The sequence below is a fragment of the Starkeya sp. ORNL1 genome, from assembly GCF_012971745.1.
Lineage (GTDB): Bacteria > Pseudomonadota > Alphaproteobacteria > Rhizobiales > Xanthobacteraceae > Ancylobacter.
Genome location: NZ_CP048834.1, coordinates 2,232,278 through 2,255,639 on the forward strand (window position 1 = coordinate 2,232,278; position 23,362 = coordinate 2,255,639).

The 23,362-nt window shown below is 66.4% G+C and carries 19 protein-coding genes; 5 read left to right on the forward strand and 14 right to left on the reverse strand.

Going from position 1 to position 23,362, the window contains the following annotated elements; genetic code table 11:
- Positions 1–11: 11 nt before the first annotated feature.
- From G3545_RS10810 to G3545_RS10820, 3 genes are read right to left on the reverse strand one after another with little or no spacing between them, the layout of a single operon-like run.
- Positions 12–1,751, reverse strand: a complete 1,740-nt coding sequence (locus G3545_RS10810; RefSeq protein ID WP_170012409.1) for an iron ABC transporter permease — start codon at positions 1,749–1,751, stop codon at positions 12–14.
- Positions 1,748–2,899: an ABC transporter ATP-binding protein gene (locus G3545_RS10815; protein ID WP_246702775.1), complete on the reverse strand. Its 1,152-nt coding sequence runs from the start codon at positions 2,897–2,899 to the stop codon at positions 1,748–1,750. The genes G3545_RS10810 and G3545_RS10815 overlap by 4 nt, the downstream gene beginning before the upstream one ends.
- A gap of 43 nt (positions 2,900–2,942) precedes the next feature.
- A complete protein-coding gene (locus G3545_RS10820) occupies positions 2,943–4,280 on the reverse strand; it encodes an LLM class flavin-dependent oxidoreductase (protein WP_170012411.1) in 1,338 nt (445 codons plus the stop codon).
- A gap of 442 nt (positions 4,281–4,722) precedes the next feature.
- Here G3545_RS10820 and G3545_RS10825 point away from each other — a divergent pair, with 442 nt between their 5' ends.
- Complete coding sequence (locus tag G3545_RS10825) at positions 4,723–5,901, forward strand: SpoIIE family protein phosphatase (protein ID WP_170012413.1); 1,179 nt, start codon at positions 4,723–4,725, stop codon at positions 5,899–5,901.
- Positions 5,902–6,030: 129 nt separating this feature from the next.
- Here the strand turns inward: G3545_RS10825 and G3545_RS10830 are convergent, their stop codons facing one another.
- A complete protein-coding gene (locus tag G3545_RS10830) occupies positions 6,031–8,190 on the reverse strand; it encodes an inverse autotransporter beta domain-containing protein (protein WP_170012415.1) in 2,160 nt (719 codons plus the stop codon).
- Positions 8,191–8,342: 152 nt separating this feature from the next.
- A complete protein-coding gene (locus G3545_RS10835) occupies positions 8,343–8,864 on the reverse strand; it encodes an ureidoglycolate lyase (protein ID WP_170012417.1) in 522 nt (173 codons plus the stop codon).
- Between the two features lie 237 nt (positions 8,865–9,101).
- Here G3545_RS10835 and G3545_RS10840 point away from each other — a divergent pair, with 237 nt between their 5' ends.
- The 4 genes from G3545_RS10840 (at position 9,102) to G3545_RS10855 (ending at position 12,287) form a co-directional block, all read left to right on the forward strand.
- Positions 9,102–9,770: a FadR/GntR family transcriptional regulator gene (locus G3545_RS10840; RefSeq protein ID WP_246702776.1), complete on the forward strand. Its 669-nt coding sequence runs from the start codon at positions 9,102–9,104 to the stop codon at positions 9,768–9,770.
- A 49-nt stretch (positions 9,771–9,819) separates the two neighbouring features.
- Positions 9,820–10,719: a polysaccharide deacetylase gene (locus G3545_RS10845; RefSeq protein WP_170012421.1), complete on the forward strand. Its 900-nt coding sequence runs from the start codon at positions 9,820–9,822 to the stop codon at positions 10,717–10,719.
- Positions 10,720–10,872: 153 nt separating this feature from the next.
- Positions 10,873–11,181 (forward strand): hypothetical protein, encoded by a 309-nt coding sequence (locus tag G3545_RS10850; RefSeq protein ID WP_170012423.1) that lies wholly within the window; start codon positions 10,873–10,875, stop codon positions 11,179–11,181.
- Positions 11,178–12,287 (forward strand): GTP-binding protein, encoded by a 1,110-nt coding sequence (locus G3545_RS10855; protein ID WP_170012425.1) that lies wholly within the window; start codon positions 11,178–11,180, stop codon positions 12,285–12,287. Before G3545_RS10850 ends, G3545_RS10855 begins: the two co-directional genes overlap by 4 nt.
- A gap of 46 nt (positions 12,288–12,333) precedes the next feature.
- On the opposite strand, the gene G3545_RS10860 is transcribed toward G3545_RS10855, so the two are convergent.
- The 9 genes from G3545_RS10860 to G3545_RS10900 all read right to left on the reverse strand — a co-directional run bounded on the left by G3545_RS10860 (position 12,334) and on the right by G3545_RS10900 (position 23,353).
- Positions 12,334–13,092 (reverse strand): SDR family NAD(P)-dependent oxidoreductase, encoded by a 759-nt coding sequence (locus tag G3545_RS10860; RefSeq protein ID WP_170012427.1) that lies wholly within the window; start codon positions 13,090–13,092, stop codon positions 12,334–12,336.
- Positions 13,093–13,095: 3 nt separating this feature from the next.
- Positions 13,096–14,523 (reverse strand): dihydropyrimidinase, encoded by a 1,428-nt coding sequence (gene hydA, locus G3545_RS10865; protein ID WP_170012429.1) that lies wholly within the window; start codon positions 14,521–14,523, stop codon positions 13,096–13,098.
- A 15-nt stretch (positions 14,524–14,538) separates the two neighbouring features.
- Positions 14,539–15,294, reverse strand: a complete 756-nt coding sequence (locus G3545_RS10870) for an SDR family NAD(P)-dependent oxidoreductase (protein WP_170012431.1) — start codon at positions 15,292–15,294, stop codon at positions 14,539–14,541.
- A gap of 160 nt (positions 15,295–15,454) precedes the next feature.
- Complete coding sequence (locus G3545_RS10875; RefSeq protein WP_170012433.1) at positions 15,455–16,366, reverse strand: NAD(P)-dependent oxidoreductase; 912 nt, start codon at positions 16,364–16,366, stop codon at positions 15,455–15,457.
- Between the two features lie 13 nt (positions 16,367–16,379).
- Positions 16,380–18,041 (reverse strand): ABC transporter ATP-binding protein, encoded by a 1,662-nt coding sequence (locus G3545_RS10880; RefSeq protein ID WP_170012435.1) that lies wholly within the window; start codon positions 18,039–18,041, stop codon positions 16,380–16,382.
- Positions 18,041–18,877, reverse strand: a complete 837-nt coding sequence (locus tag G3545_RS10885; protein ID WP_170012436.1) for an ABC transporter permease — start codon at positions 18,875–18,877, stop codon at positions 18,041–18,043. The genes G3545_RS10880 and G3545_RS10885 overlap by 1 nt, the downstream gene beginning before the upstream one ends.
- On the reverse strand, positions 18,877–19,932 hold the full coding sequence (locus G3545_RS10890) for an ABC transporter permease (protein ID WP_170012438.1): 1,056 nt from the start codon (positions 19,930–19,932) through the stop codon (positions 18,877–18,879). Before G3545_RS10890 ends, G3545_RS10885 begins: the two co-directional genes overlap by 1 nt.
- Positions 19,933–20,171: 239 nt before the next feature.
- On the reverse strand, positions 20,172–21,845 hold the full coding sequence (locus tag G3545_RS10895) for an ABC transporter substrate-binding protein (RefSeq protein WP_206151413.1): 1,674 nt from the start codon (positions 21,843–21,845) through the stop codon (positions 20,172–20,174).
- Between the two features lie 593 nt (positions 21,846–22,438).
- On the reverse strand, positions 22,439–23,353 hold the full coding sequence (locus tag G3545_RS10900; protein ID WP_170012440.1) for a ribokinase: 915 nt from the start codon (positions 23,351–23,353) through the stop codon (positions 22,439–22,441).
- Positions 23,354–23,362: the final 9 nt, after the last annotated feature.

Genomic DNA, 23,362 nt, shown 5'->3' on the forward strand with positions numbered 1-23,362 from the left:
CGGGTACTCGATCAGTGAACGGCCGCGGTCTTCTTCCGCGTGAAGACGCGGATCAGGCCGAGGATGGAAATGCAGACGGTGACGATGACGACCGAGAGCGCGGCGGCGAGCTCGATGGCGCCGTCCTCGATGAACTGGATGACGACGGTGGGCATCACCTGCGTGTCCGCCTGGGTGAGGATGGCGGACATCGACAGCTCGCGCAGGCTCAGCGAGAACACCAGCACCCAGGCGATGCCGACCGCGCCGCGCATCAGCGGGAAGGTCACGTCCTTCAGCCCGCGCAGCCAGCCGGCGCCGGAGATGCGCGCCGCCTCTTCCAGATCGGTCGAGAGCTGCTGGATGCCGTTCCTCACCAGCACGAAGGCGATGGGCAGCAGCTTGCCGGCATAGGCGATGAGGATCAGCGTCAGCGTGCCGTAGAACAGGTTGACGTAGCCCATCAGGATTCCCACCGCATAGGCGATGGAGGGGAAGCCATAGGCCACCATCACCAGGAAGGTGATGACCTCGCGCCCGAAGAAGCGGATACGCTCTACCACCCAGCCCAGCACCAGGCCGAGCGTGGCGCACACCGTTGCCGTCGCCAGCGCCAGCAGCAGGCTGTTGAGGATCGAGGCGCGGGCCACGAACTCGCCATCGAAGATCAGGGCGTAATGCTTGGTGACGAGGTTGCTCAGCGTGATGTCGGCGCCGAAGGACGACAGCACCGAGAGCAGGAACAGCGAGCCGATCGGCAGGATCGCGGTGGCGAACACCACGAGGACGCAGAAGGCGCCGGCCACCCAGCGCCACGGCCCGAGCTTCGTCACCTGATCAGAGGTCGCCTTGCCGGTGAGGGTGCGGAAATTCTCGGCGCGGATGGCGTATTTCTGGATCAGGATGCTCACCGCGGTGAACACCAGGATCGGCATCGCCACCGCCGCCGCATAATTGAACTGCGGCGGGAATTTCAACAGGTCGTAGATCTTGGTGGTGAGCACCGAGAAATTGGCCATGGTGCCGATGGCGGCCGGCGCGCCGAACGAGGACAGCGCGTCGAGCATCACCAGTATGACGGCGGAGAGGATGGCCGGGCGCACCAGCGGCAGCGTGATGGTGAGCGCGGTGCGCAGCTTGCCGGCACCGAGGACACGCGCTGCCTGCTCATTGCTGGCGTCGACATTGGCGAGCGCCGCGCTCACCGCGAAGAACACCAGCGGATACACCCCGACGATCTCGATGAAGACGAGGCCGCTGAAGCTCATGATGTTGAGCGGCGCGTGCTCGAAGCCGAGATAGCGGATCGCCAGCGTGTTGAGGTAGCCGGAGTTCGGCGCCGCCAGGAAGATCCAGGAGATCACCGAGATGAAGGTCGGGATCACGAAAGAGACGCCGGCGGCGAGCGCCACCAGGCTCTTGCCCGGCGCATCGGTGCGGGCGACGATCCAGGCCAGCGGGATGCCGAGCGCGCAGGCACCGAGCGTCACCAATGCGACCAGCTCGGCGGAGTTCAGCACCGCCTGCCACATGCCGCGGCGGTTGAACGCCTTGGCGAAGGTGTCGAAGGTCAAGTTGCCCTGCGCGTCGATGAGGCTGTAGCCGGCCAGCAGCACCAGCGGATAGGCGATCAACGCCAGCAATATGGCAATCGAGCTGCCGATGACTAGGAGCTTCACCGGCTGCAGGCCGGAGAGCCGGCGCAGCAGCGAAACGTCGGTGCTCAGGAAGCTGCGCGAGGCGAGCGAATGCGGGGCGCTGATCTCGCTCATTCGACCACCCATGCGCTGTTCGGGCGGAACCACAGCCGGGCGCGGCCATCCTCGAAGCGGCCGGGCGTGCGCGACTGCACGCGCAGCGGCGCCCCGGCAACGTCGAGCTGGAGGTCGTAGCGATTGCCGAGGAAGGAGGCCGTGCCGGCAGCGGCGAGGATGCCCTCTTCCTGGCCCGGATGCTCCGGGCGCTCGAAGCGGATGTCCTCGGGACGCAGCAGCAGCGTCGCGCGCTGGCCGGGGACGGCGGTCGCGAGCCACTTCGCGGACGCCCTGGCCCACGCGGTGTCGCCGGCGTCGAGCGCGACGGACACCTGCCCGCCGGCGCGGTCGGTGGCGACCACGGTGCCTTCCAGCAGGTTCGCGGTGCCGATAAAGCCGGCGACGAAGCGGCTCGTCGGGGTGCGGTAGATCTCCTCGGGCGTGCCGACCTGCTCGATCCTGCCCTTGTTCAGCACGACGACGCGATCGGCCAGCACCAGGGCCTCGTCCTGGTCATGGGTGACATAGAGCGTGGTGATGCCGATGCGCTTCTGCAGCGCCTTCAGTTCGAAGCGCATCTCCTGGCGCAGCGCGGCGTCGAGGTTCGACAGCGGCTCGTCGAGCAGGAGCAGCGAAGGCTTGGTGGCGAGCGCGCGGGCCAGCGCCACGCGCTGCTGCTGGCCGCCGGATAGTTCCGCCGGGAAGCGCTTGGCGAGGTCGCCGAGTTGCACGAGCTCGAGCACCGCGGCGACTTCAGCATCGATCTCGGCGCGCTTCTTGCCCGCAACCTCGAGGCCGTAGCCGACATTCTCGGCAACGTTCTTGTGCGGCCATACCGCATAGGTCTGGAACACCATGCCCAGCCGACGCTTTTCCGGCGGCACGGTGAAGGAGGCATTGGAAGCCAGCGTGCCGTCGAGATGGATCTCGCCGCCATCCGGCTGGAGGAAGCCCGCCACCATGCGCAGCGTCGTGGTCTTGCCGCAGCCGCTCGGGCCCAGCAGCACCACGCTCTCGCCCGGCGCGACCTTGAGGTCGATGCCGTTGACGGCGGCGGTGTCGCCGAGCCGCTTGTGCAGGTTGCGCAGTTCCAGCCGCGGGCGCGGCTGGGTGTCGGGTGCGGTGATGTCCGGAACGGTCCGGAGGGCAGCGGATGAAGGGCTCACGAGAAGCTCCTGACGGCGCAGATGGCGGGGGGATCGGACAGTTTCAGGCGGAGCGGGCGTAGCGGCTCTGCGGCCGGTTGAGCCCGTAATGGTCGCGCAGCGTCCGGCCCTCATATTCGGTACGGAACAGGCCGCGGCGCTGCAGGATCGGCACGACATGGTCGACGAAGGCGGCAAGGCCGCCCGGGGAATGCGCGGGCATGATGTTGAAGCCGTCGGCCGCGCGGTTCTCCACCCAGTGCTGGATGTGGTCGGCGATGGCTTCGGGGGTGCCGGTCAGCACCTTGTGGCCACGCCCGCCGGCAAGGCGCCGCAGCAGCTGGCGCAGCGTCGGGCGCTCGCGCTCGACCACATTGAGGATGATCTGCGAGCGGCTCTGCGCGCCCTGCACCGTCTTCGGGCTGGGGAAGGCCTCGACCGGGATGCGCTCGTCGAGCGGGAAGACGCTGAAGTCGAAGCCGTCGAAGCGCTGCGAGAGATGCTTCAGCCCGACCTCGGGAAGCGTGAGGTCGTTGAGCTGCTCCTCCAGCGCGTTCGCCTCGGCCTGCGTCGAGCCGAGGATCGGCGAGAGGCCGGGCAGGATCTTGATGCGCGAGGGATCGCGGCCGATACCGACGGCGCGGCTCTTCACATCGGCATAGAAGGCCTGAGCCTCGTCCAGCTCCTGCTGCGCGGTGAAGATGGCCTCGGCATAGCGAGCGGCAAAGCCCCTGCCCTCGTCCGAGGAGCCGGCCTGCACCAGCACCGGATTGCCCTGCGGCGGACGCGGAATGTCGAGCGGGCCGCGCACCCGGAACTCCTCGCCGCCATGCTCGATGGGGTGGATGCGGGCGGTGTCGGCATAGACGCCGCGGGTGCGGTCATAGACCCGGGCATCATCCTCCCAGCTGTCCCACAGCTTGCGCACCACCTCGACATATTCGGTGGCGCGGCGGTAGCGGTCGGAGTGCGAGTTGCGCTGCTCCAGGCCGAAATTGCCGGCGGCTTCCGCCGACCAGGAGGTGACGATGTTCCAGCCGGCGCGCCCACCGCTGATATGGTCGAGCGAGGCGAATTGCCGGGCGAGATTATAGGGCTCGGAATAGGTGGTGGAGGCAGTGGCGATCAGGCCGATGCGCTCGGTGGCGCCGGCCAGCGCGGCGAGCAGGGTCAACGGCTCCAGCTTGCCCTGCGCCACATGCTTCACGCTGCGGCCGATGGCGAGCTGGTCGGCGAGGAACAGCGAATCGAACTTGCCGCGCTCGGCCACAGCCGCCAGCTCGCGATAGAAGCCGACATCGGTGGTGCGCTCCGGCTCGCTGCCGGGATAGAGCCACGCCGCCTCGTGATGGCCCGTGCCGTGGACGAAGACGTTCAAATGCAGATGCGGGCGGTCGGTCACGTTGCGGGTCCATCTGGCGGCGCCGCGAGCGTCAAATAACGTCTAACGGCTGTGATACATGCTAATTCCCGGCATCCTAATTCAGTTTCTCTTATTGTCTACAGAGAATATGGATTATATGCCGCAGATATTCCCGCGGCGCGTGCGCGGCGCAGGCATGTGGCGGGCTGTTCACATTCTCCGCTATTTGGTGGACGGGATGATCTGCGCGGTTGAAAACCACCGCAATCCGGCTACGCCTAGAGCCCTATCCGCTCGGATGGAAGCATCTGAGCGGATAGGGCTCTAGGTTCAATACGCTGGAGCATGTTCTGATCGCAAAAGTCTTCCAACTTTTGCGGAGCATACTCTAGAGCCCTGTCCGGCCTGCCGAAGATGGTTTGATGATCCAGCGCTCCCGCTTGTCGCACGACACAACGGCGCCCTGTTCGCGGGCGGCGTCGTGAGCGCTGCCAGGGCCAACATCCTCGTTGTCGACGATATCGAGGACAATCGGAACATATTGATCCGCCGGATGCGCCGCCTCGGCGTCGAGGGATGCGCCGAGGCCGCGGACGGCGTCGCGGCGCTGGAGCATATCCGCGCCAATCCTGTGGATCTCGTGCTGCTCGACGTGATGATGCCGCGCATGGGCGGCGTCGAGGTGCTGGAGACCTTGAAGCAGGAAGGCCGGCTGGAGGACACCTCGGTGATCATGATCTCGGCGGCGTCCGAGATCGAGACCGTGGTGCGCTGTCTCGAACTCGGCGCCGACGATTATCTGCCGAAGCCGTTCGACCCCGCGATCCTGCGGGCCCGGGTCGGCTCGGTGCTGGAGAAGAAGTTCCTGCGCGCCGAGGTCCGCGCGCAGCTCAAGCGCCTGGAGGCCGAGCTCGCCCATGCCAGGCGCCAGCAGCTCGCCATGGTGCCGACCGACTTCCGCGCGCTGGAAGGCCGGCTCGACATCCACGCCATCATGCGCCCGGCCTATGAGGTCGGCGGCGACCTCTATGACTTCTTCTTCCTGACGCCCGACGTGGTCTGCCTCGCCATTGGCGACGTCTCCGGCAAGGGCATGCCGGCGGCGTTGTTCATGGCGCGCACCCGCAGCCTGCTGCGCGCCGGGGCCTTGCAGTTCCAGTCGATCGCCGGGCGCCCGCCATTGCCGTCCGAGCTTGCCACGCTGCTCAATGAGGAGCTGTGCAAGAACAATGACGACTGCATGTTCATGACGCTGATCGCCGGTTTCCTCGATCTGGCGAGCGGCAGCTTCTCCTATGTCAATGCCGGCCATCTGCCACCGCTGCTGCTGCGCGCTTCCGGCGCCCGCGAGGTGGATTCCACCGTCGACCCGCCGCTCGGCGTCGCCGACGACATCGTCTATCGCGACAATGTCATTCAGCTGGCGCTGGAGGACGCGCTGGTCTTCATCACCGACGGGCTGTCGGAGATGGAGGATGTCGACCAGAACATGTATTCGGCCGCGCGGCTGCTGAAGGACCTCACCGAAGTACCGGGCTTGTCCGCCTGCACCATTGCCGAGCACCTCGTCGCCTGCGTCTTCGCCCATGCCGACGTCGCGCCGCAGTTCGACGACGTCACCGTGCTGGCGCTGCGGCGGGTGGCCTCTGCCGTTACCTAAAGCCGGGCCGACTATTCCAGATCGCCCTCATCCCCTGGCTTGACCCGGGGATCCAGGCTTGGAACCGGGCGTCGGCGGCCTGGCTGGATCCCCGGGTCAAGCCCCGGGGATGAGGAAGAATAAGCGTACTCAGATCCCGCAATCGGACGGCAGCGGATCGCCGGGCGCGACCACCAGACCATCGATGCTGAAGCTCGAACCCGCGCCCTGTGTCAGCGAGCCGAACGGCGCGCTGCACCGGGACGGTACGTCCGAGGTGACGATGTTGCCGTTGAAGTTCTCGATCGGGCCCAGGATGTTGACCGCCGCGGCATTGCCGCCCTCGACCCGTACATTGTCGAAGCTGACATCGCTGATCGGGCCGCCGAAGAAGCCGCTGCTATCGCCATAGAGGAAGAAGCCGCCGCTATAGCCGCCGTCGCGGATGCTGACGTTGGTGAAGCTCACATGGCTCGACGGGTTCATGAACACGCCGGCATTGAGCGGGTTGTCGATGAACACATTGGCCACATCGATGCGGGTATTGACCTCGCCGACCGAGGGCGGCCCGAACATCAGGCCATTGGCGCCGCCCTTCAGCACCATGCCGTCAATCGACAGGTCGGCGACCGAGAGCATCACCACGAGATCCATGGAGCGCTCCAGCGCGGAATTGTCGACCGTGACATTGCGCAGGCTCATGTCCTGGACCCCAACCAGCGTGATCCCCTCGCGATAGGAGTTGGTGATCGAGACATTCTCCACCGTGATCCGCTCGCTCTGGATCAGGGTCGGGAATTCCCAGTCGTCGGTGTCGAAATCATTGGCGACGAACAGGCCGAAAGTGACGTTCTCGATCGCGACGTCGCGGATGGTGAGATCCTTCACCCCCACCGCGGCGATCGCCGCGTAGTGAATGGTGTCGGGCTCGTCATATTTGAAGCTGCATTCCTCGTCCTCGATACCGCAAATGGTGAGGTCGTGAATGCGCGAGGCGGTGATGGTCGCGCCTTCGACATCGAACAGCTGGATGCCGTCGCTGCTGGTCCCGGCAATGTCGACCTCGCGCAACACCACGCCATCGACACCGCTGCCGGCAATGCCGTCGCGCCCCCCACGTACCGCGAGGCCGGCAACGGCGCTCTGGTCGCCCAGCCCGATCACGTCGGCATCGGGGTCGGTAACGGTGATCGTCGCCGCCGGCGCGCTGGAGCGGAACACCGCGGTGCCGCCGCTCGACGCGCCGCGCACTTCCACCGCCGCACCGCCGCCGAGCAGGAACTGGCCGGTGCCGAGCTGTACGGTGGAATCGACCGCGATCTCCCCGCCCGCCAGCACCAGCGCGCCGTCGCCGGCATCCTCCAGCGCGTCATTGATCGCGTCGGCATCATCACCGCTGCCCACGCGCACCACCTTGCCGGCGGCGTGGCCGGTCTCGACATAGATCGCGGTCTCGGCCTTGCCGGTGGCGCCGATGTGGGTGCGGATGGCGTCGGCACGCTCGACCCGGCGATAGAGCGGGTCATAGGGCGCCTGGTTGCCGGTGGCGCCGAGCGGCACGCGCAGCCGGGCGAGGAAGGTACCCTGCACGTCGCGCTCGTCGTCATAGCTGACGCCGGCAATCAGAGTGAAGCGCGAGCCATTGCCGAGGGCGGGCAGGCCGGCGCGGGAGAATTCGAGCCGCGCCGAGACGCCGGGCACATCCTCGACATCCTCGCCCTGGTACCAGTAGCCGCCGGCGAAAGCCTTGAGCTGGGTGAGGTCGTCCGGCGCGAACACCGGCAGCCGGTAACCGATCTCGCCGTCGAAACCGCGCATCGCGGTCTCCTCGCCGGCGCGGAACACCAGCGTATTGGCCTCGATCAGCGCGGCATTGGCGCTGGCGACCGCGGCATCCACCGAGCCGACCGGCAGATAGGCATTGGCGCGCACTTCCCAGTCGCGGCTCAGCGCTTCCAGGCCGATGCCGAGCTGGCCGAAATCATTGTCGTGGTCGCTGTGCAGATAGTCGAAATAGGCATTGGCGCCGAGCGTCCAGACCTCGTCATAGCGCACCCGGTAGCCGGTGCCGATCGAGCCCTGCGTCACCTTCTGGTCGCCACCGAAGCTGGCGCGCAGATCGGCGAACCAGAGATTGTCGCCGCCACCGAGCAGTGGAATGAAAAGGTCGAGCGTGCCGAGCGGATTGTCGTCGATCGTGCCGATGGAGGCCTCGATACTGGCGGGCTCGGGCAGGCCCTGCTGCGCCTGGGCGAGGCCGGGCATCGCCATTGGAGCTATGATGACCGCGGAGAGAACCATGCGCCGCATGCTGGAGCTTCCCTGTTCCGCCGCCGGAACCGCCCGGCCGCACAGAGACGCCGCGATAGCACCGTAACGCAGCGGAAGGAACGAAGAACGACTCTAATCTATTGATATAACAACAGATTTAGAATTTCTCCGAATCCAGACAGGCGCACCATTCAGGCGATCAGCAAGCCGGAAACGGTCACTTCGTGGCAATCGTCCGCCGTGCCGTCCTGTGAGGACTGCACGAAGAACAGGCTCTCGCCACTTAGCGCGATGATCGGCGTGTGCCAGACGCCTTTGCGATAGATGATGCCGCCGCCGGCCGGCACCCGGAATGCGCGCAGGGAGGCAAGGTCCGGCCCGCCATCCGGTCCCGCCAGACACACCGCCAGCGCAAAGGCACCGCCGCGCATGGAGATGATGGTCTGCTCGGAGAAGGGATGGCGCTCCACGAGATCGACGGCCAGCGGCAGGCTCTGCGGGCGGGCCTCGAACATTGACGCGACAAGCCGGCTGCCAGGGCGGCTGTCGGGTGCGAACGCCGCGACATCATGGCGGAGCGCAGTGCCCGCATTCACCCGCTGGGCATTGGGATCGGCGGCCCGCAGCACATGGCCGAAAGGGCGGAATTGCTCGCCGTCGATCGGCTGGAGTTCGAGGGTCGGCGCCGCGGCCCACGTGAAATTTTCAGTCAAGCACGCCTCGGTTCACTAGCTTTGCCCGGCTCGCAACCGTAGCAATGTCGGTCCAAGCGATGATGGTCGGGCAGCGCCAAATTTGGTCTGGTCAGACCGGCAGCGCAGTGACATTATCCCTCGTGATTCCTGAAATGTAGTGACATGCGAAAAGTCGCGCAAGACAATCCAGATCACATTGGTCAGACCGCGCCGGCGGCGAAGCGCAAGCGGGAACCGGCGCCCACCGCGGCCCAGATGGCGGTGACTGCCCTGCAGAAAATGATCGAGGAAGAGCAACTGGCGCCAAGCGCGCCGCTGCCGCCGCAGCGCGAACTGGCCAAGGAGCTCGATGTCAGCCGCGCCACCTTGCGCGAAGCCTTGTCGATCCTCGCCACCATCGGTCTGGTCTCGATCGAGCCCGGCCGCGGCACCTTCGTGCGCGCCAAGAACGATGCCGGCGAACTGACGCCGGCACCGTCCTGGCGCTTCGCCGCCCGCTATTCGCCGGCCGAGGTCTACCAGTTCCGCTACATCGCCGAGAGCCATGCCGCCCAGCTCGCGGCGATGAACCACACCGATGCCGAGATCGAGGAATTGCAGGAGAACCTGCAAAGCTTCCGCCGCGCCGCGCGCGAGCTCGATTTCGCCGCCTTCGCGCAGATCGATTTCGAGTTCCACAAGCTCATCATGCGCTTCTCGCGCAACCGGCTGCTCGCCGACATGCATGACAGCTTCGCCCGCATCCTGCTGGAGAGCACGCGGCTGCCGGTGAAGCGGGACAAATTGTGGGATCCGGTCATGGAGCACGAGCGCATCGTCGAGGCGCTCACCATGAGCGACCCGGAAGGCGCCGGCTACTATATGCGCCGGCATCTCAGCCGCACCGCGGACCGCGTCGGCATCACCATCACCGAGTTCGTCTGACCCTCACCGCGCCGGCACGCAGCGGCGCCTGTTCGGAAAAGGAGAGCCCATGGCCAAGGAAATCTTCGTCTCCTACGGCATCGATGTCGACGCGGTCGCCGGCTGGCTCGGCTCCTATGGCGGCGAGGACAGCCCCTGCGACATCTCCCGCGGCGCCTTCGCCGGCCGGGTCGGCAGCGCGCGCCTGCTCAAGCTGTTCGAGAAGTGGGGCATCAAGACCACCTGGTTCATCCCCGGCCACTCGATCGAGAGCTTCTGGGACGAGATGAAGGCGGTGGCCGATGCCGGCCACGAGATCGGCATGCACGGCTACAGCCACGAGAACCCGATCGCCATGACCCCGGAGCAGGAAGAGGCGATCTTCGACAAGTGCGTCGAGCTGATCACCAAGCTGTCCGGCAAGCCGCCGCGCGGCTATGTGGCGCCGTGGTGGGAGTTCGGCTCCAAGACCAACGAGCTGTTGAAGCAGAAGGGCGTGAAGTACGACCACTCGCTGATGCACAACGACCATCACCCCTATTATGTGACGGTCGGCGATAAGTGGACCAAGATCGACTACTCCAAGCATCCCTCCGCCTGGATGACGCCCTATACCCAGGGCGAGGAGACCGATCTGGTCGAGATCCCCGCCTCCTGGCACCTCGACGATCTGCCGCCGATGATGTTCATCAAGGCGGCGCCGAACAGCCACGGCTTCGTCTCGCCGCGCGACATCGAGGACACCTGGCGCGACCAGTTCGACTGGATCTACGAGAATTACGATTACGCGGTGTTCCCGATCACCATCCATCCCGATGTGTCGGGCCGCCCGCACGTGCTGAAGATGCACGAGCGGCTGCATGACTACATGAAGGGCCATGAGGGCGTCAGGTTCGTCACCATGGAGACGATCGCCGACGACTTCGTAAAGCGCTATCCGCGCAGCGGCACCGCGCGCCCGAAGCCGTAAGTAAAGAGCCACGTCATCCTGAGGTGCGAGCGTAGCGAGCCTCGAAGGATGCTGAAACAATAACGGCCCTCGGAGGCGAGCATCCTTCGAGGCCCGGCTGAAGCCGGGCACCTCAGGATGAGGTCGCTCTTTAGGCTCAAACAGGAGCAAGCCATGTGCGGGCTGTGCGGCGCCTTTGGCGGGAGCGATCACTGGAGCGCCGGTACCGACGCGACCGGCGCCGGCGGTACGCCGACGCTGGAGCGGCGGGCGCGCGCCGCGCTCGCCAATGAGGTGCTGCGGCTCTACGGCCTCACCCTCGACGAATGGGCCGGGCGCTTCACGCTGCGCTCGCGCACCGGCAAGATGGCCATGGTCGAGCATTTCGGCGCCATCTGGCCGGAGGCGGAAAAGCTGACCGGCAAGCCCTGCGACCCGCTCGACCCCGCCGTGATCGCGCGGATGGAGGCCAGCCGGCGATGAACGCGGCGCGCGTCACCACGCACGTGCTGACCGGCTTCCTCGGCGCCGGCAAGACCTCGCTGCTGCGCCGCCTCTTGGTGCAGCCCGAACTCGGCGACACCGCGGTCATCATCAATGAGTTCGGCGAGATCGGCCTCGACCATCTCCTCGTCGAGGAGACGGTCGGCGAGGATGTGGTGCTGCTGAAGAGCGGCTGCATCTGCTGCACGGTGCGCGGCGATCTCAAGAGCGCGCTGGTCGCTCTGATGGAGCGCCGGCGGCTCGGCACCATCCCGCCCTTCGCACGCATCGCCATCGAGACCACTGGCATCGCCGATCCGGCGCCGATCGTGGCGACGCTCGCCGCCGACCCGATGCTGCGGCACCATTTCCGCATCGGCAATATCGTCACCGTGGTCGATGTGCCGAACGGGCTGTCCAACATCGAGGCCTATCCGGAATCGCTGCGGCAGGTGGCGGCGGCCGACCGGCTGGTGGTCACCAAGACCGACCTGGCTTCAAATGAACAGGCCGTGCTGCTGCGGGCACGGCTCGGCGCGCTCAATCCGACCGCCGAGATGGTGACGCTGACCGAGGCGATGACACCCGACGCCGCGCTGCTGCTGAGCGACATCCATGACGACGACACCCGCTCGATGGAGGTCGCGCGCTGGCTCGCCGGCGCGGCCGAGATGGGTGGCGACCATGACCACGACCACCCGCATGGCCTGAGACATCGCCACGACCGCAACCGTCACGGCGACATTCGCGCCTTCGTGCTCAAGGCCGACCAGGCATTGTCATGGCCGCGCTTCGCGCTGTGGCTGTCAATGCTACTCAATCGCCACGGCAATGCCGTGCTTCGGCTCAAGGGTCTGCTCGAGTTGGAGGGCGTCGACGGCCCCGTGGTGGTGCAGGGCGTTCAGCACCTGATCCACACGCCGCTGCATCTGAAGGGATGGCCGGAGGGCCAGCGCGGCACCCGCATCGTGATCATTGCCAAGGGGCTTGATCCGGCGCTGGTGCAGCGCTCGTTCGAAGCGTTCAACGGCGTGGGCGAACATCCTTCGAGGCCGCCTGCGGCGGCACCTCAGGATGAGGTCGCTTTCATAACCACCTCATCCTGAGATGCGAGCGCAGCGAGCCTCGAAGGATGTTGAAGCCGAGCGCCGCTCAATACCGCCCGACCAGCAACCCGCCATCGACCGTGACCACCTGGCCGGTCATGTAGCGCGCCGCGTCGGAGGCCAGGAACAGGATGACGTCGGCGATATCGTCCGGCTCGCCGACCCGCCCCATCGGGATGAAGGACGCCGCCTGCTCCAGCCCTTCCGATCCGAGTGAATGCTCGATGGAGAGCGCCTGCGCGGTGCGGATATAGCCGGGGGCGACGCCGTTGACCCGGATGCCGTCGGCCGCCAGTTCCACCGCGAGCCCGCGCACCAGCCCGACCACGCCGGACTTCGCCGCCGAATAATGCACGTGCTCGTCCCAGCCATAGGCGACGCCCATGATGGAGGACAGCGCGACGATGCTGCCCGCCTTCCGCGCCCGCATGCCCGGCGCGGCCGCCCGCACGATGCGCATGATGCCCTTGAGATCGACCTCGAAGGTCTTGTCCCACTCGGCGTCGGACATCTCGGCCAGCAGCACCTTCCTGGCGATGCCGGCATTGGCGATGATAGCGTCGATGCGGCCATGGCGCTTTTCGACATCCGCAACCACGGCGTCGGTCATCGGCGTCGACGTCACATCGAGCGGCGCGAATTCGGCGCTGCCGCCCTCCCCCACGATGGATTGCGCGACGGCGCGCCCCTCGGCCTCCAGCACGTCGGTGACGACGACATGGAAACCGGCGCGGCCGAAGGCGAAGGCGGTGGCGCGGCCAATGCCGATGCCGGCGCCGGTGATGATGACGACCTTCCTGTCCATCGCTCAGGCCCTCCCCGCCGGCACGGCATAAGGCGAGAGCTCGCGCTTGAGGAAGCCGCCATCGCCGGGCGCACCGAGTATCTTGCCCTCCTCCGCGACCGGCTTGCCGCGCAGGATGGTCATCACCGGCCACCCGGTGACGCTCAGCCCCTCATAGGGCGTGTAGTCGGAGCCGTGGTGCATCAGCGACTGGCTGATGGTCTCGCGCCGCTTCGGATCCCACAGCACGATGTCGGCGTCGAAGCCCGGGGCGATCGAGCCCTTCTTCGGATAGAGGCCGTATATCTTGGCGTGGTTGGTCGAGGTCAGCGCCACGAACTCGTTCAGGCTGATACGCCCCTCATTGACGCCCTTGGAGAACAGGATCTGCAGCCGCGTCTCGATGCCGGGAATGCCGTTCGGCACCCAGCGGAACGAGGTGCGCGCCTTGGGGTGCAGCTTGCCCATCTCGCCTTCATAGAAGAACGGGCAATGGTCGGAGGAGAAGGTCTGGAACACGCCGGTGCGGATGCCCTCCCAGATGGCGTCCCAGCTCGCATGGTCGCGCGGCGGCGGCGAGCAGACATATTTGCCCCCGCTCTCGTCCATGTTGAGGCCCTTCATGTCGTCGGCGGTGAGCGCGATATATTGCGGGCAGGTCTCGCCATAGACCTTGAGGCCGCGCTGCTGCGCCCAGCGTATCTGCTCCATCGGCTCGCGGCCGGAGACATGCACCACCATGATCGGCACATCGGTCAGTTCGGCATGGCTGATGGCGCGGTGCGTCGCCTCGCGCTCCACCGATTGCGGGCGGGAGACGCCGTGATAATAGGGCGCGGTCTTGCCGGCACGCTCCAGCCGCTCGGTCATGAAGCGGATGGCGTCGTAGCCCTCGCAATGCACCATGACGAGCGCGCCGCAGCCGCGCGCGCAGTCGAACACTTCCAGCAATTGCCGGTCGTTCAGCACAAGGTCGTCATAGGTCATGAACACCTTGAACGAGGTGTAGCCGTCGCCGACCAAAGCCGGCAGTTCCTGCCCGAGCACGCTCGCCGTCGGGTCGGAGATGATGAGGTGGAAGCCATAGTCGCAATAGGATTTGCCCTCGGCCTCCTTGTGGTAGTCCATCACGCTCTGGCGCAGGCTGGCGCCGCGCGGCTGCAGCGCGAAGGGCAGCACCGTGGTGTTGCCGCCGGCAATGGCCGAGCGCGTGCCGCTCTCGAAGCCGTCCGCCATGGCCGGCCCGCCAAAGGCCGGCTGGGCGAGATGCACATGGCTGTCGATGCCACCCGGCATCACCAGCAGGCTCGAGGCGTCGATGGTCTTCGCCCCGTCCGTGAGGCTCTCCGCCACCGCAACGATGCGGCCGTCGCGTATGCCGACATCGGCGCGCATGGTGTCGGCGGCGGTGACGACGGTGCCGCCGCGAATGACGAGATCATAGTCGCTCATGGCTGCGTTCCCCCTTCACAGCATGATGTCGCCGCCGTTCGGCGACAGCGTCTGGCCGACATAGAAGGCACCGGCATCGGACGCGAGCAGCAGGATGGTCGGCGCAATGTCGGAGACTTCGCCGAAGCGGCCAAGCGGGATCTCCTTGATCTTCATCGCCCGCCATTCATCGGTGAGGCCGTTGAGCAGCACGGTCTCGGTGGCACCGGGGGCAATGGCGTTCACCGTCACGCCGTGCGGCGCGCCCTCATAGGCGAGTGCGCGGGTGAAGCCGACAATGCCGGCCTTGGCGGCGCAGTAATGCGCAAGCCCCGGCGCGCCGCGATAGGCGAGCTGCGAGGCGCAATTGACGATGCGCCCATAGCCGCGCGCGACCATGTCGCCGAAGAATTGCCGCGTCACCAGGAAGTGGCCGCGCAGATGCACGCCGAGCATGCGGTCCCAGTCGGCGACGGTCAGGTCGACAAAGGCCTTGTCGCCGCCGATGCCGGCCATGTTCACGAGAATGTCGACCTGGCCGAGCTTGTCCTTGGCCCAGGCTGCCATGGCGCCGACGGCGGCCTCGTCGGCGACATCGCACTCGGTGCCGTAGACCTTGTGACCCGCCGCGCTGAGACGCCCGGCCAGCGCTTCGGCATTGGCGGCATCGCCATAATGGCAGAAGGCGACTTCGGCGCCGTAGCGGGCGAACAGCTCGACCACTTCGCCGCCAATGCCGCGGCTGCCGCCGGTCACCAGCGCCTTGCGGCCTTCGAGCGAAAACTCCTTCATCGGCACTCCTCCATCGTAGCGGCGGTGCTTCTCCCTCTCCCCGACGGGGAGAGGGTTGGGGTGAGGGGTCTTCACCGCTCCGCGATCGCGTTCCCCCTCACCGACCCGCTTCGCGGGCCACCTCTCCCCGACGGGGAGAGGGAAAGTACGAGCCCGCCCGTTACGCCGTGCGGGCGGCGAGCCAATCCGCATAAGACCGGATGCCCGTCTCCAGATCGAATTGCGGCGCGTAGCCGAGATCGCGCTTTGCCGCCGAGATGTCGAAGCGGCGATGCACCTCGTCGACCGGATCCGGCCCGGATTGCAGCGCAATGTCGGCTTGCGGCAGCACGCGCGTCACCACCTCGCCGATCTCGCCGAGCGTCGCATAGGTCTCGCCGGTGACGGTGTAGACGCGGCGCGGCAACGCGCCGGCGTCGAGCGCGAGCAGCAAGGCGCTCACCGCATCCTCGACATGGATGAACTGGCGATGGAAATCCTGGCCGAACGGCATGCGGGTCGGGCGGCCCGCCAGCGCATCCTCGATCATGGTGCGGATGATGCAATCGGTGGTGCGGCCCGGCCCATAGACCCAGGAAAGCCGGATCGCCAGCGCATCGACGCCGAACTGGCGCCAATAGGTCCAGAGCAGCGCCTCGCTCGCCGCCTTGCTGCCGCCATAGACCGAGGTCGGGCGCAGCGGCACATCCTCCGGCACCGGGCCTTCCGGCGTGTCGCCATAGGCGCTGGTGGAGGAGCAGAACACCATGCGCCGCACTTTATGCACGCGCGCCAGCTCCAGCATGTTGGCGGTGCCGACAACATTCACCTGCACCATGGAATAGGGATTGTCGCGCGCCACCATCGGCCCGGAATGGGCGCCGCAATGCACGATGCCGTCAATGGCATGGTCGGTGGCGATGGCGTGCAGGCGATGGATGTCGCCGAGATCGCAGAAGGTGAGCGGCGCGCCGTCGCGGGTGCGCTCGGCAAGGTCGATGGCGACCACCTTGCGGCCCTGGCTCTCCAGCCGGCGTCGCACCGCATTGCCGACCAGCCCGGCGCCGCCGGTGACGAGGATGCACTTTTCCATTCCGAGCGTCTCTCTACGCGGTTCCTGACAGGCGGCGGGTCTCGGCGCGTTCGCGCTGGAGGGCGCCCTGCTCGATCGGCAATTCCGCGGCGAGCAGCATGCGGGTGTACTCTTCCACCGGGCGGGCGAAGATGGTCTCGGTCTCGCCGTACTCGACGATCTTGCCGTAGCGCATCACCGCGACATTGTGGGCGAGCGAGCGCACCGAGTTGAGATCGTGGGTGATGAACAGCGCCGACATGCCGATCTCGGCCTGGAGATCACGTACCAGGTCGATGATCTGCGCGCGCACCCGGATGTCGAGCGCCGTGGTCGGCTCGTCGAACACCACGAAATCCGGCCCGGTGGCGAGCGCGCGGGCGATGCCGATGCGCTTCTGCTCGCCGGCCGTGAGCTGGTGGGGGTAGACGTCGGCGATGCTCGAAGGCAGGTGCACGAGGTCGAGCAGTTCCTTCACCCGGCGCTCGCGGGCCCGGCGGTCCATTGCGGGATCGAGCTGCAGCGGCTCGGCGATCAGCGCCCGCACCGGCCAGCGCGGGTTCAGCGCCACATAGGGCTCCTGGAACACCATCTGGATGCGCCGGCGCAGCGACCGGAATTCCTTCACCGGCATGTTGGTGATGTCGACGCCGTCGAAAATGATGCCGCCGCCATCGCTTTCCAGCAGGCGCACGAGACATTGGCCGACCGTGGTCTTGCCGGAACCGCTCTCGCCGACCAGCGCGAGCGTCTCGCCCTTGCGCACGGTGAAGGAGACATCATCGATGGCGCGGACAACCTCGGTGGTGCCGGCGATGGGGAAGAACTTCTCCAGCCGGGTGACATCGAGCAGGCGTTTCGCGTTTTCGCTGTCGCCAAGTTCGCCACCGACCATCGGGGTCGGGCGCACCTTGGCAGCCTCGAGCAGCGTGCGGCTGTAATCCTCGCTCGGCGCGTCGAGGAAGCCGCCGACCTGTTCCAGCTCGATGATCCGGCCATCGCGCATGATGGCCACGCGGTCGCAATAATGCGCGATGATGCCGAGGTCGTGGGTGATGAGCACGACGCCGGCGCCAAGCTCGCGGCAGCGCTTCACCAAGAGGTCCAGCACCTGCACCTGTATGGTGGCGTCGAGGCCGAGCGTGGCATCGTCGGCCAGCACGATGTCGGGATTGGCGACCATGGCCATGGCGATGACGACGCGCTGCGCCATGCCGCCGGAGAGCTGGTGCGGATAGGCGCTCGCCCGCCGCTCCGGATTGACGATGCCGACCTGCGCCAGCAGATCGACCGCCGCGGCCCAGGCCTCCTTGCGGCTGCACGGCTTATGGGCGCGCAGCACCCTCGCGATCTGCGCGCCGACGGTCTCGACCGGGTCCAGCAGCGCCTTGGCATTGGTGCCGATCAGCGCGATGCGGGCGCCGCGGATCGCGCGCTGCTCGGCCTCGTCCATCTCCAGGACCGAGGCGCCGTCGAGCCGGACATCACCCTCGACCACGCGCCCGCCCTCGGGCAGCAGGTTGAGCAGGCTGCGCGCCAGCGCCGACTTGCCGGCGCCGGTCTCGCCGACAATGCCGAGCACCTCGTCGCGGCGCAGCTCGAACGAGACGCCGGAAAGCGCCTGCCGCGTGCCCTCGCCGAAGTCGACGGTGAGATTGTCGACCGCGAGCAGCGGCGTCGAGGTCGGCGCGCGCATCAGCGGTCCCTCGTGGTGGGATCGGAGAGGTCCTTTGCCATGTCGCCGATCAGCGCGAAGCTGAGCACGGCGACGACGATGGCGAGGCCCGGGAACAAGGCGACCCACCACACGCCGAGGATCATCTGCTGGGCGCCGGTGGAGACCATCAGCCCCCATTCCGGCGTCGGCATGCGCACGCCGGCGCCGACGAAGGACAGGCCGGCGGTGAGCAATATGGCGAGCCCGACGCTGATCGAGATCTGCACGATCGCCGGGGTGAGCGCGTTGGGCAGGATGTGGCGGAACATGATGGAGAAATCGGTGGCGCCGCTGCACCGCGCCGCGCCAACGAAAGGACGCTCTCGCAGCGAGAGCACCTCGGCGCGGATGACGCGGGCGAACATCGGGATGAACAGCACGGCGAGCACGATGGCGACGTTCCAGATCTCCTGGCCCATGACGGATACAAGTGCCATGCCGAGCACGAAGACCGGGAAGGACTGGATGAAATCGAACAGCCGCATCACCAGCGAGGACAGCCAGCCGCGATAGAAGCCGATCAGCAGGCCGATCGGCACGCCGACGACGAAGGCGAAGGCCACCGCGGTGATCGAGATCAGCAGATTGATGCGGGTGGCGTAGACGACGCGGGCATAGATATCCATGCCCGACACGTCAGTGCCGAACCAGTGCTCCATCGATGGCGGCTGGAGCGAGGCGATGGGGTCGGCCTCGGTCGGCGAATAGAAGGTGATGAACGGCGCGAAGATGATCGCCAGCACCTGGAGCGCGAGCAGCAGCAACCCGACCAGCGCGGCGGGGTGACGCTTCACATAATTTCGGAAGTGCGCCATCACACCCGGATCCTCGGATCGGCGAGTTCGTAGAGGATGTCGACCACGGTGTAGACGACGAGGATGAAGGCGGCGGCCACCAGCACGAAGCCCTGCAGCGCCGGATAGTCGCTGTTCACCACCGACTGCACCGCATATTGGCCGAGCCCGCCCCAGGCGAAGATGGTCTCAACCAGCACCGCGGCGCCGAGCAGGAAGCCGACGAGGAAGCCGACCAGCGTGATGATGGGCGGCAGCGAATTGCGCAGCGCGGCGCGGCGGATGACGCTTTCCGGCAGGCCGGAGGCGCGGGCGTGGCGGATGAAATCGCTGCGATAGACGTCGGCGAACACCGTCTTGGTCATCTTCATCAGCGCACCGGCATTGACGATGGCGAGCGTCGCGACGGGCAGCACCAGCCGCCCGGCGGAGGAGAAGAAGGCGGCGGGATCTCCGGCGATCAGGCTGTCCAGGGTGTAGAAGCCGGTGACAGTCGGCGGCGGCGACACGAAAGTATCGATGCGCCCAAACGGCGCCGCGGCCCAGCCCAGCATGTAGAAGAAGAAATAGATCAGCAGGAGGCCGATCCAGAAATCGGGGATGGCGCCGGCGGCAAGGCCGTAGACCCGGCTGCCGATATCCACCGCGCCGCCCGGCCGCACCACCGAGATCACCGCCAGCGTGACGCCGACGAGGATGGTGAGGATCATCGCATAGGTGATGAGTTCCAGCGTCGCCGGCGCGCGCTCCATCAGGTCGGTGACCACGGGATTGGAGGTGAAGATGGAGATGCCGAGATCGCCATGCAGGGCGTTCCAGACATAGCGGACGAACTGGTCCCAGATCGGCAGGTTCAGGCCCAGCCGTTCGCGGAAGGCGGCGATGGTCTCGGGCGTCGCCATGTTGCCGAGCAGCAGCAGTGCCGGATCGCCGGGCAGCATGCGCACCAGCAGGAAGGTCACCATCATCACGCCGAACATCTGCGGCACCAGCATCCCCAGCCGGCTGATGACGATCCGTAGCGGACGCGGGATGGCGCCCCAGATACTGGCGACGGCGGCGGTGGCTGCACTCATGCTTGGCCGGTCCGTTTCCTGCTGAACATCCTTCGAGGCTCGTGGAGCCTGTCCTCGGGCTTGCCTAAGGCAAGACCCGTGGGCTCGCACCTCAGGATGACGTGGCTCTTCAAAGACATCCCTAACCTACGTCATGCTGAGGTGCCGGCCGCGGGCCGGCCTCGAAGCACGCAGGTCCGATGGAAAAGCGCGGCTCCGGCATGGCCGCCGGAGCCGCAGGGGGCCGCCCCTTGGGGATCTCAGTCCTTGTACATGTCGTAGAAGGCATTGCCGTTCGGCGTGTACCAGGAATAGCCCTTGACGTTGCTGCGCGTGGCCAGCTGGTAGCCGGGATTCATCAGGAACACCCAGGGAGCGGACTCCATGGTGATCTGCTGTACCCGCTTCATGTCGGTGACGCGCTTGGCCTCATCCGTGCTGGTCAGGCCGGCATTGATCAGCTGGTCGACCTCGTCGCTCTTGAACTTGGAGTAGTTGATCGCCGAGGCGCTGTTGAGCCAGAGATTGGCGACATAGGCGGCGTCCGGCACGATGGCCATGTCGCGGAAGAAGTACATCGGCACTTCGCCCTTGGTGTAGCGCTCGACCAGGGTCGAGGCCGGCAGCTTCAGCAGTTCGACATCGACGCCGGCCTTGGCGAAGGCGCTCTTGAGGATGACCGCGATCTCTTCCTCGATCTGGTCGCCGGTGCGGTAGGCCAGCTGGGTCTTGAAGCCGTTCGGGAAGCCCGCCTCGGCCAGCAGTTCCTTGGCCTTGGCCGGATCGTTCTTGAAGAAGAAATATTCGTCGGTGAAGGCCGGATAGATCTCGGAGATCGGGCTCTTGGTGAAGCGCGCGGTGTTGAAATACACGCTCTTCAGTATCTCCTCGCGCGGCACCAGATAGTTCAGCGCCTGGCGCACCTTCACATTGTCGAAGGGCGGCTTGGCATTGTTCATCTCGACGCGGTGGATAAAGTTGCCGAACACCTTGTAGACGGTGACGCCCGGCGCCTTCTGCAGCAGTGCCAGTTCGCGCGGCAGCAGATATTCCGCCACGTCGACCGAGCCGGCCTGCAGCGCGGCGACGCGGTTAGCCGAGGTCGGCATCTCGCGCAGGATCACGCGGGTGAGCTTGGCCGGGCCGCGCCAATAGTTCGGATTGGCCTCATAGACCACTTCCTGGCCGGGCGTGTACTTGGTGATCTGGTACGGGCCGAACGAGGCGGTGTTGGTGGAGAGCCAGCGCGCCGCCCACGGATCGTCGGTGGTGAGGTGCTTCTTCACTTCCGCGGAATCGAGGATGCCGAGGTCGCTGTTGATCCAGATGCGGTCGAGCAGCGGCGAGGGATTGGGGATCGACACCTTCACCGTGTAGTCGTCGATCTTGGTGAAGGCGGCCTTGGGATCCTCGATCTTGAAGATCTGCGTCATGTACCAGTGGAAGTTCGACTTCATGTTCCAGCCGCGCTCGAACGACCACATCACCGTATCGGCGTTGAGCTCGTTGCCGCGATAGGACTTCACGCCCTTGCGCAGATGGAAGGTGATCGACTTCTTGTCCGGGGACAGCTCGTAGCTCTCGGCCAGCGCGCCGGTGATGGTGGAGAAGTCCTCATAGAGGGTGCCCTCTTCGCCCTTCTTCTGGGCGTAGGCGAGCAGGCGCTCATTGACGTTGCGGCGCACCTCGTGGCCGGCCTCGGTCGGCGGATATTCCTGGTCGAGCGATTCCGGCGTGCGCGGCGCGGCGACCACCAGCGTGGTCTTGGCGCCCTGCGCGTGCGCGGAGGGGGAGAAGCCGGCGACCAGCGTCGCGCCGAGGAGCGTTGCCGCGAGGCCGGCAACCGCGCTTCGCGAGACCCGCGCCGCGCCGGGGAAAGACGGAAGACCCGACCATGCAAGGGCGAGCGTTCCAACACTCAGATTGCGAAGCATGTGTGCGTCCTAGCCTGAACCGAACCGAGGCGGCCATGAACTGGTCTGACCGCAACACAACGTTATACCCGCACGTCAGGTGTGCAATCTCAAAATTTCGGCGCAACGCGGCTGAAAACGAGGCAAACGGCCTGACAGCGGGGTATCATGAGGGGATTGCGGGGGTAGATCGGGCATGCCGGTAGGATCACATCGCACCCGGACACTCTGCTTGCATGCACCACAACATACTGAAGCATTGGATGTTTTAGCTATAGCTGGGGTTCGTACAGCGACATGGTCGCCGGTCAGACCTTATGTCATGCTTCTGCCATCATCGGGCTGCCTTTTTTCTGGTCAGACCGATCTGGAGACGCCTACGCTACATGGAGATGCCGCGTGATTGCGCGCTTTCCAGGGTATCGCGATAATGTCGAGGGATTGCGGACGCGGGCCATCTGGTCTGACCGCAGTTCGTGGACTCGCTTTGCTTCAGCATCCTTCGAGGCCCGGCTTTGCCGGGCACCTCAGGATGAGGTCGTCTTTTTCAGATGAACCTCATCGTGAGGTGCAAGCGTAGCGAGCCTCGAAGGATGCTGAAGCCGTGCGCGGCTTTACGCCCGCCCCTGCTCCAGCTCCGCCCGCGTCGGCATGCCGGCCTGGGCGCCGACCTTGAGACAGGCGAGCGAGGCGCCGATCGAGGCGAGCCGCAACGCCTCGGTCAGCGCGGACCCCGCGGCGATCTCCGCCGCCAATATGCCGACGAAGGTGTCGCCGGCGCCGGTGGTGTCCACCGGGCGGATATCGAGCGCCGGTGCATGATGGCGGGTGCCGTCCGGCTGATAGGCAATGGCGCCCGCGGCGCCCGCCGTCGCCACGCAGGTGACGCGCCCCTCGACCGCGAGGGTGCGGGCCGCCGCCTCCAGATCCGATGCGGACGTGCCCAGCAGACCAGCGGCGGTCAGCGCCTCATGTTCGTTGACGATGAAGATGTCGGTCGCAGTCAACACGTCCGCGAGTTCGCCGGCGGAGAGATCGATCGCGGGAGCGAAGTTCCAGATCGTTCGGCCGCCAGCAGCCTTCACCCGTCGCGCGGTGGCGAGGCTGGCGTCGAGCGGCACCTCCATCTGCATCACCAGGAGCGTATCCGCCCCCACCAACGCATCCGGCAGGTCGCTTGCGGAGACCGCGCCATTGGCGCCGCTCGCCACGGTGATGGCGTTCTCGCCGGCGGCATCGACGGTGATGAAGGCGCAGCCGGTAGGATCGTCACCGGCGAGGATGTGCTCGGTGGCGACGCCGTTCTCCTTGAGGTTGGCGAGGCAGGCCTCGCCGAAGCTGTCGCGCCCGACGCGGGCCACCATGGCGACCCGCCCTTCGGACACGCGAGCGGCGGCGACCGCCTGGTTGGCACCCTTGCCACCGAACAGCGTGCAATAGCCGCGCGACAGCACGGTCTCACCCGGCCGCGGTATCGCGGCGACCGAGGCCACGAGGTCCATATTGATCGAGCCGAACACCAGGATCATGACCCCGCC

Bases quoted from the DNA above. Each gene is read 5' to 3' on its own strand.
- G3545_RS10895 (WP_206151413.1), bottom strand. From the start codon at position 21,845: ATGCTTCGCAATCTGAGTGTTGGAACGCTCGCCCTTGCATGGTCGGGT.
- G3545_RS10855 (WP_170012425.1), top strand. From the start codon at position 11,178: ATGAACGCGGCGCGCGTCACCACGCACGTGCTGACCGGCTTCCTCGGC.
- G3545_RS10875 (WP_170012433.1), bottom strand. From the start codon at position 16,366: ATGGAAAAGTGCATCCTCGTCACCGGCGGCGCCGGGCTGGTCGGCAAT.
- G3545_RS10845 (WP_170012421.1), top strand. From the start codon at position 9,820: ATGGCCAAGGAAATCTTCGTCTCCTACGGCATCGATGTCGACGCGGTC.
- G3545_RS10860 (WP_170012427.1), bottom strand. From the start codon at position 13,092: ATGGACAGGAAGGTCGTCATCATCACCGGCGCCGGCATCGGCATTGGC.
- hydA (WP_170012429.1), bottom strand. From the start codon at position 14,523: ATGAGCGACTATGATCTCGTCATTCGCGGCGGCACCGTCGTCACCGCC.
- G3545_RS10890 (WP_170012438.1), bottom strand. From the start codon at position 19,932: ATGAGTGCAGCCACCGCCGCCGTCGCCAGTATCTGGGGCGCCATCCCG.
- G3545_RS10850 (WP_170012423.1), top strand. From the start codon at position 10,873: ATGTGCGGGCTGTGCGGCGCCTTTGGCGGGAGCGATCACTGGAGCGCC.
- G3545_RS10885 (WP_170012436.1), bottom strand. From the start codon at position 18,877: ATGGCGCACTTCCGAAATTATGTGAAGCGTCACCCCGCCGCGCTGGTC.
- G3545_RS10810 (WP_170012409.1), bottom strand. From the start codon at position 1,751: ATGAGCGAGATCAGCGCCCCGCATTCGCTCGCCTCGCGCAGCTTCCTG.
- G3545_RS10870 (WP_170012431.1), bottom strand. From the start codon at position 15,294: ATGAAGGAGTTTTCGCTCGAAGGCCGCAAGGCGCTGGTGACCGGCGGC.
- G3545_RS10830 (WP_170012415.1), bottom strand. From the start codon at position 8,190: ATGCGGCGCATGGTTCTCTCCGCGGTCATCATAGCTCCAATGGCGATG.
- G3545_RS10840 (WP_246702776.1), top strand. From the start codon at position 9,102: ATGGCGGTGACTGCCCTGCAGAAAATGATCGAGGAAGAGCAACTGGCG.
- G3545_RS10880 (WP_170012435.1), bottom strand. From the start codon at position 18,041: ATGCGCGCGCCGACCTCGACGCCGCTGCTCGCGGTCGACAATCTCACC.
- G3545_RS10900 (WP_170012440.1), bottom strand. From the start codon at position 23,353: ATGATCCTGGTGTTCGGCTCGATCAATATGGACCTCGTGGCCTCGGTC.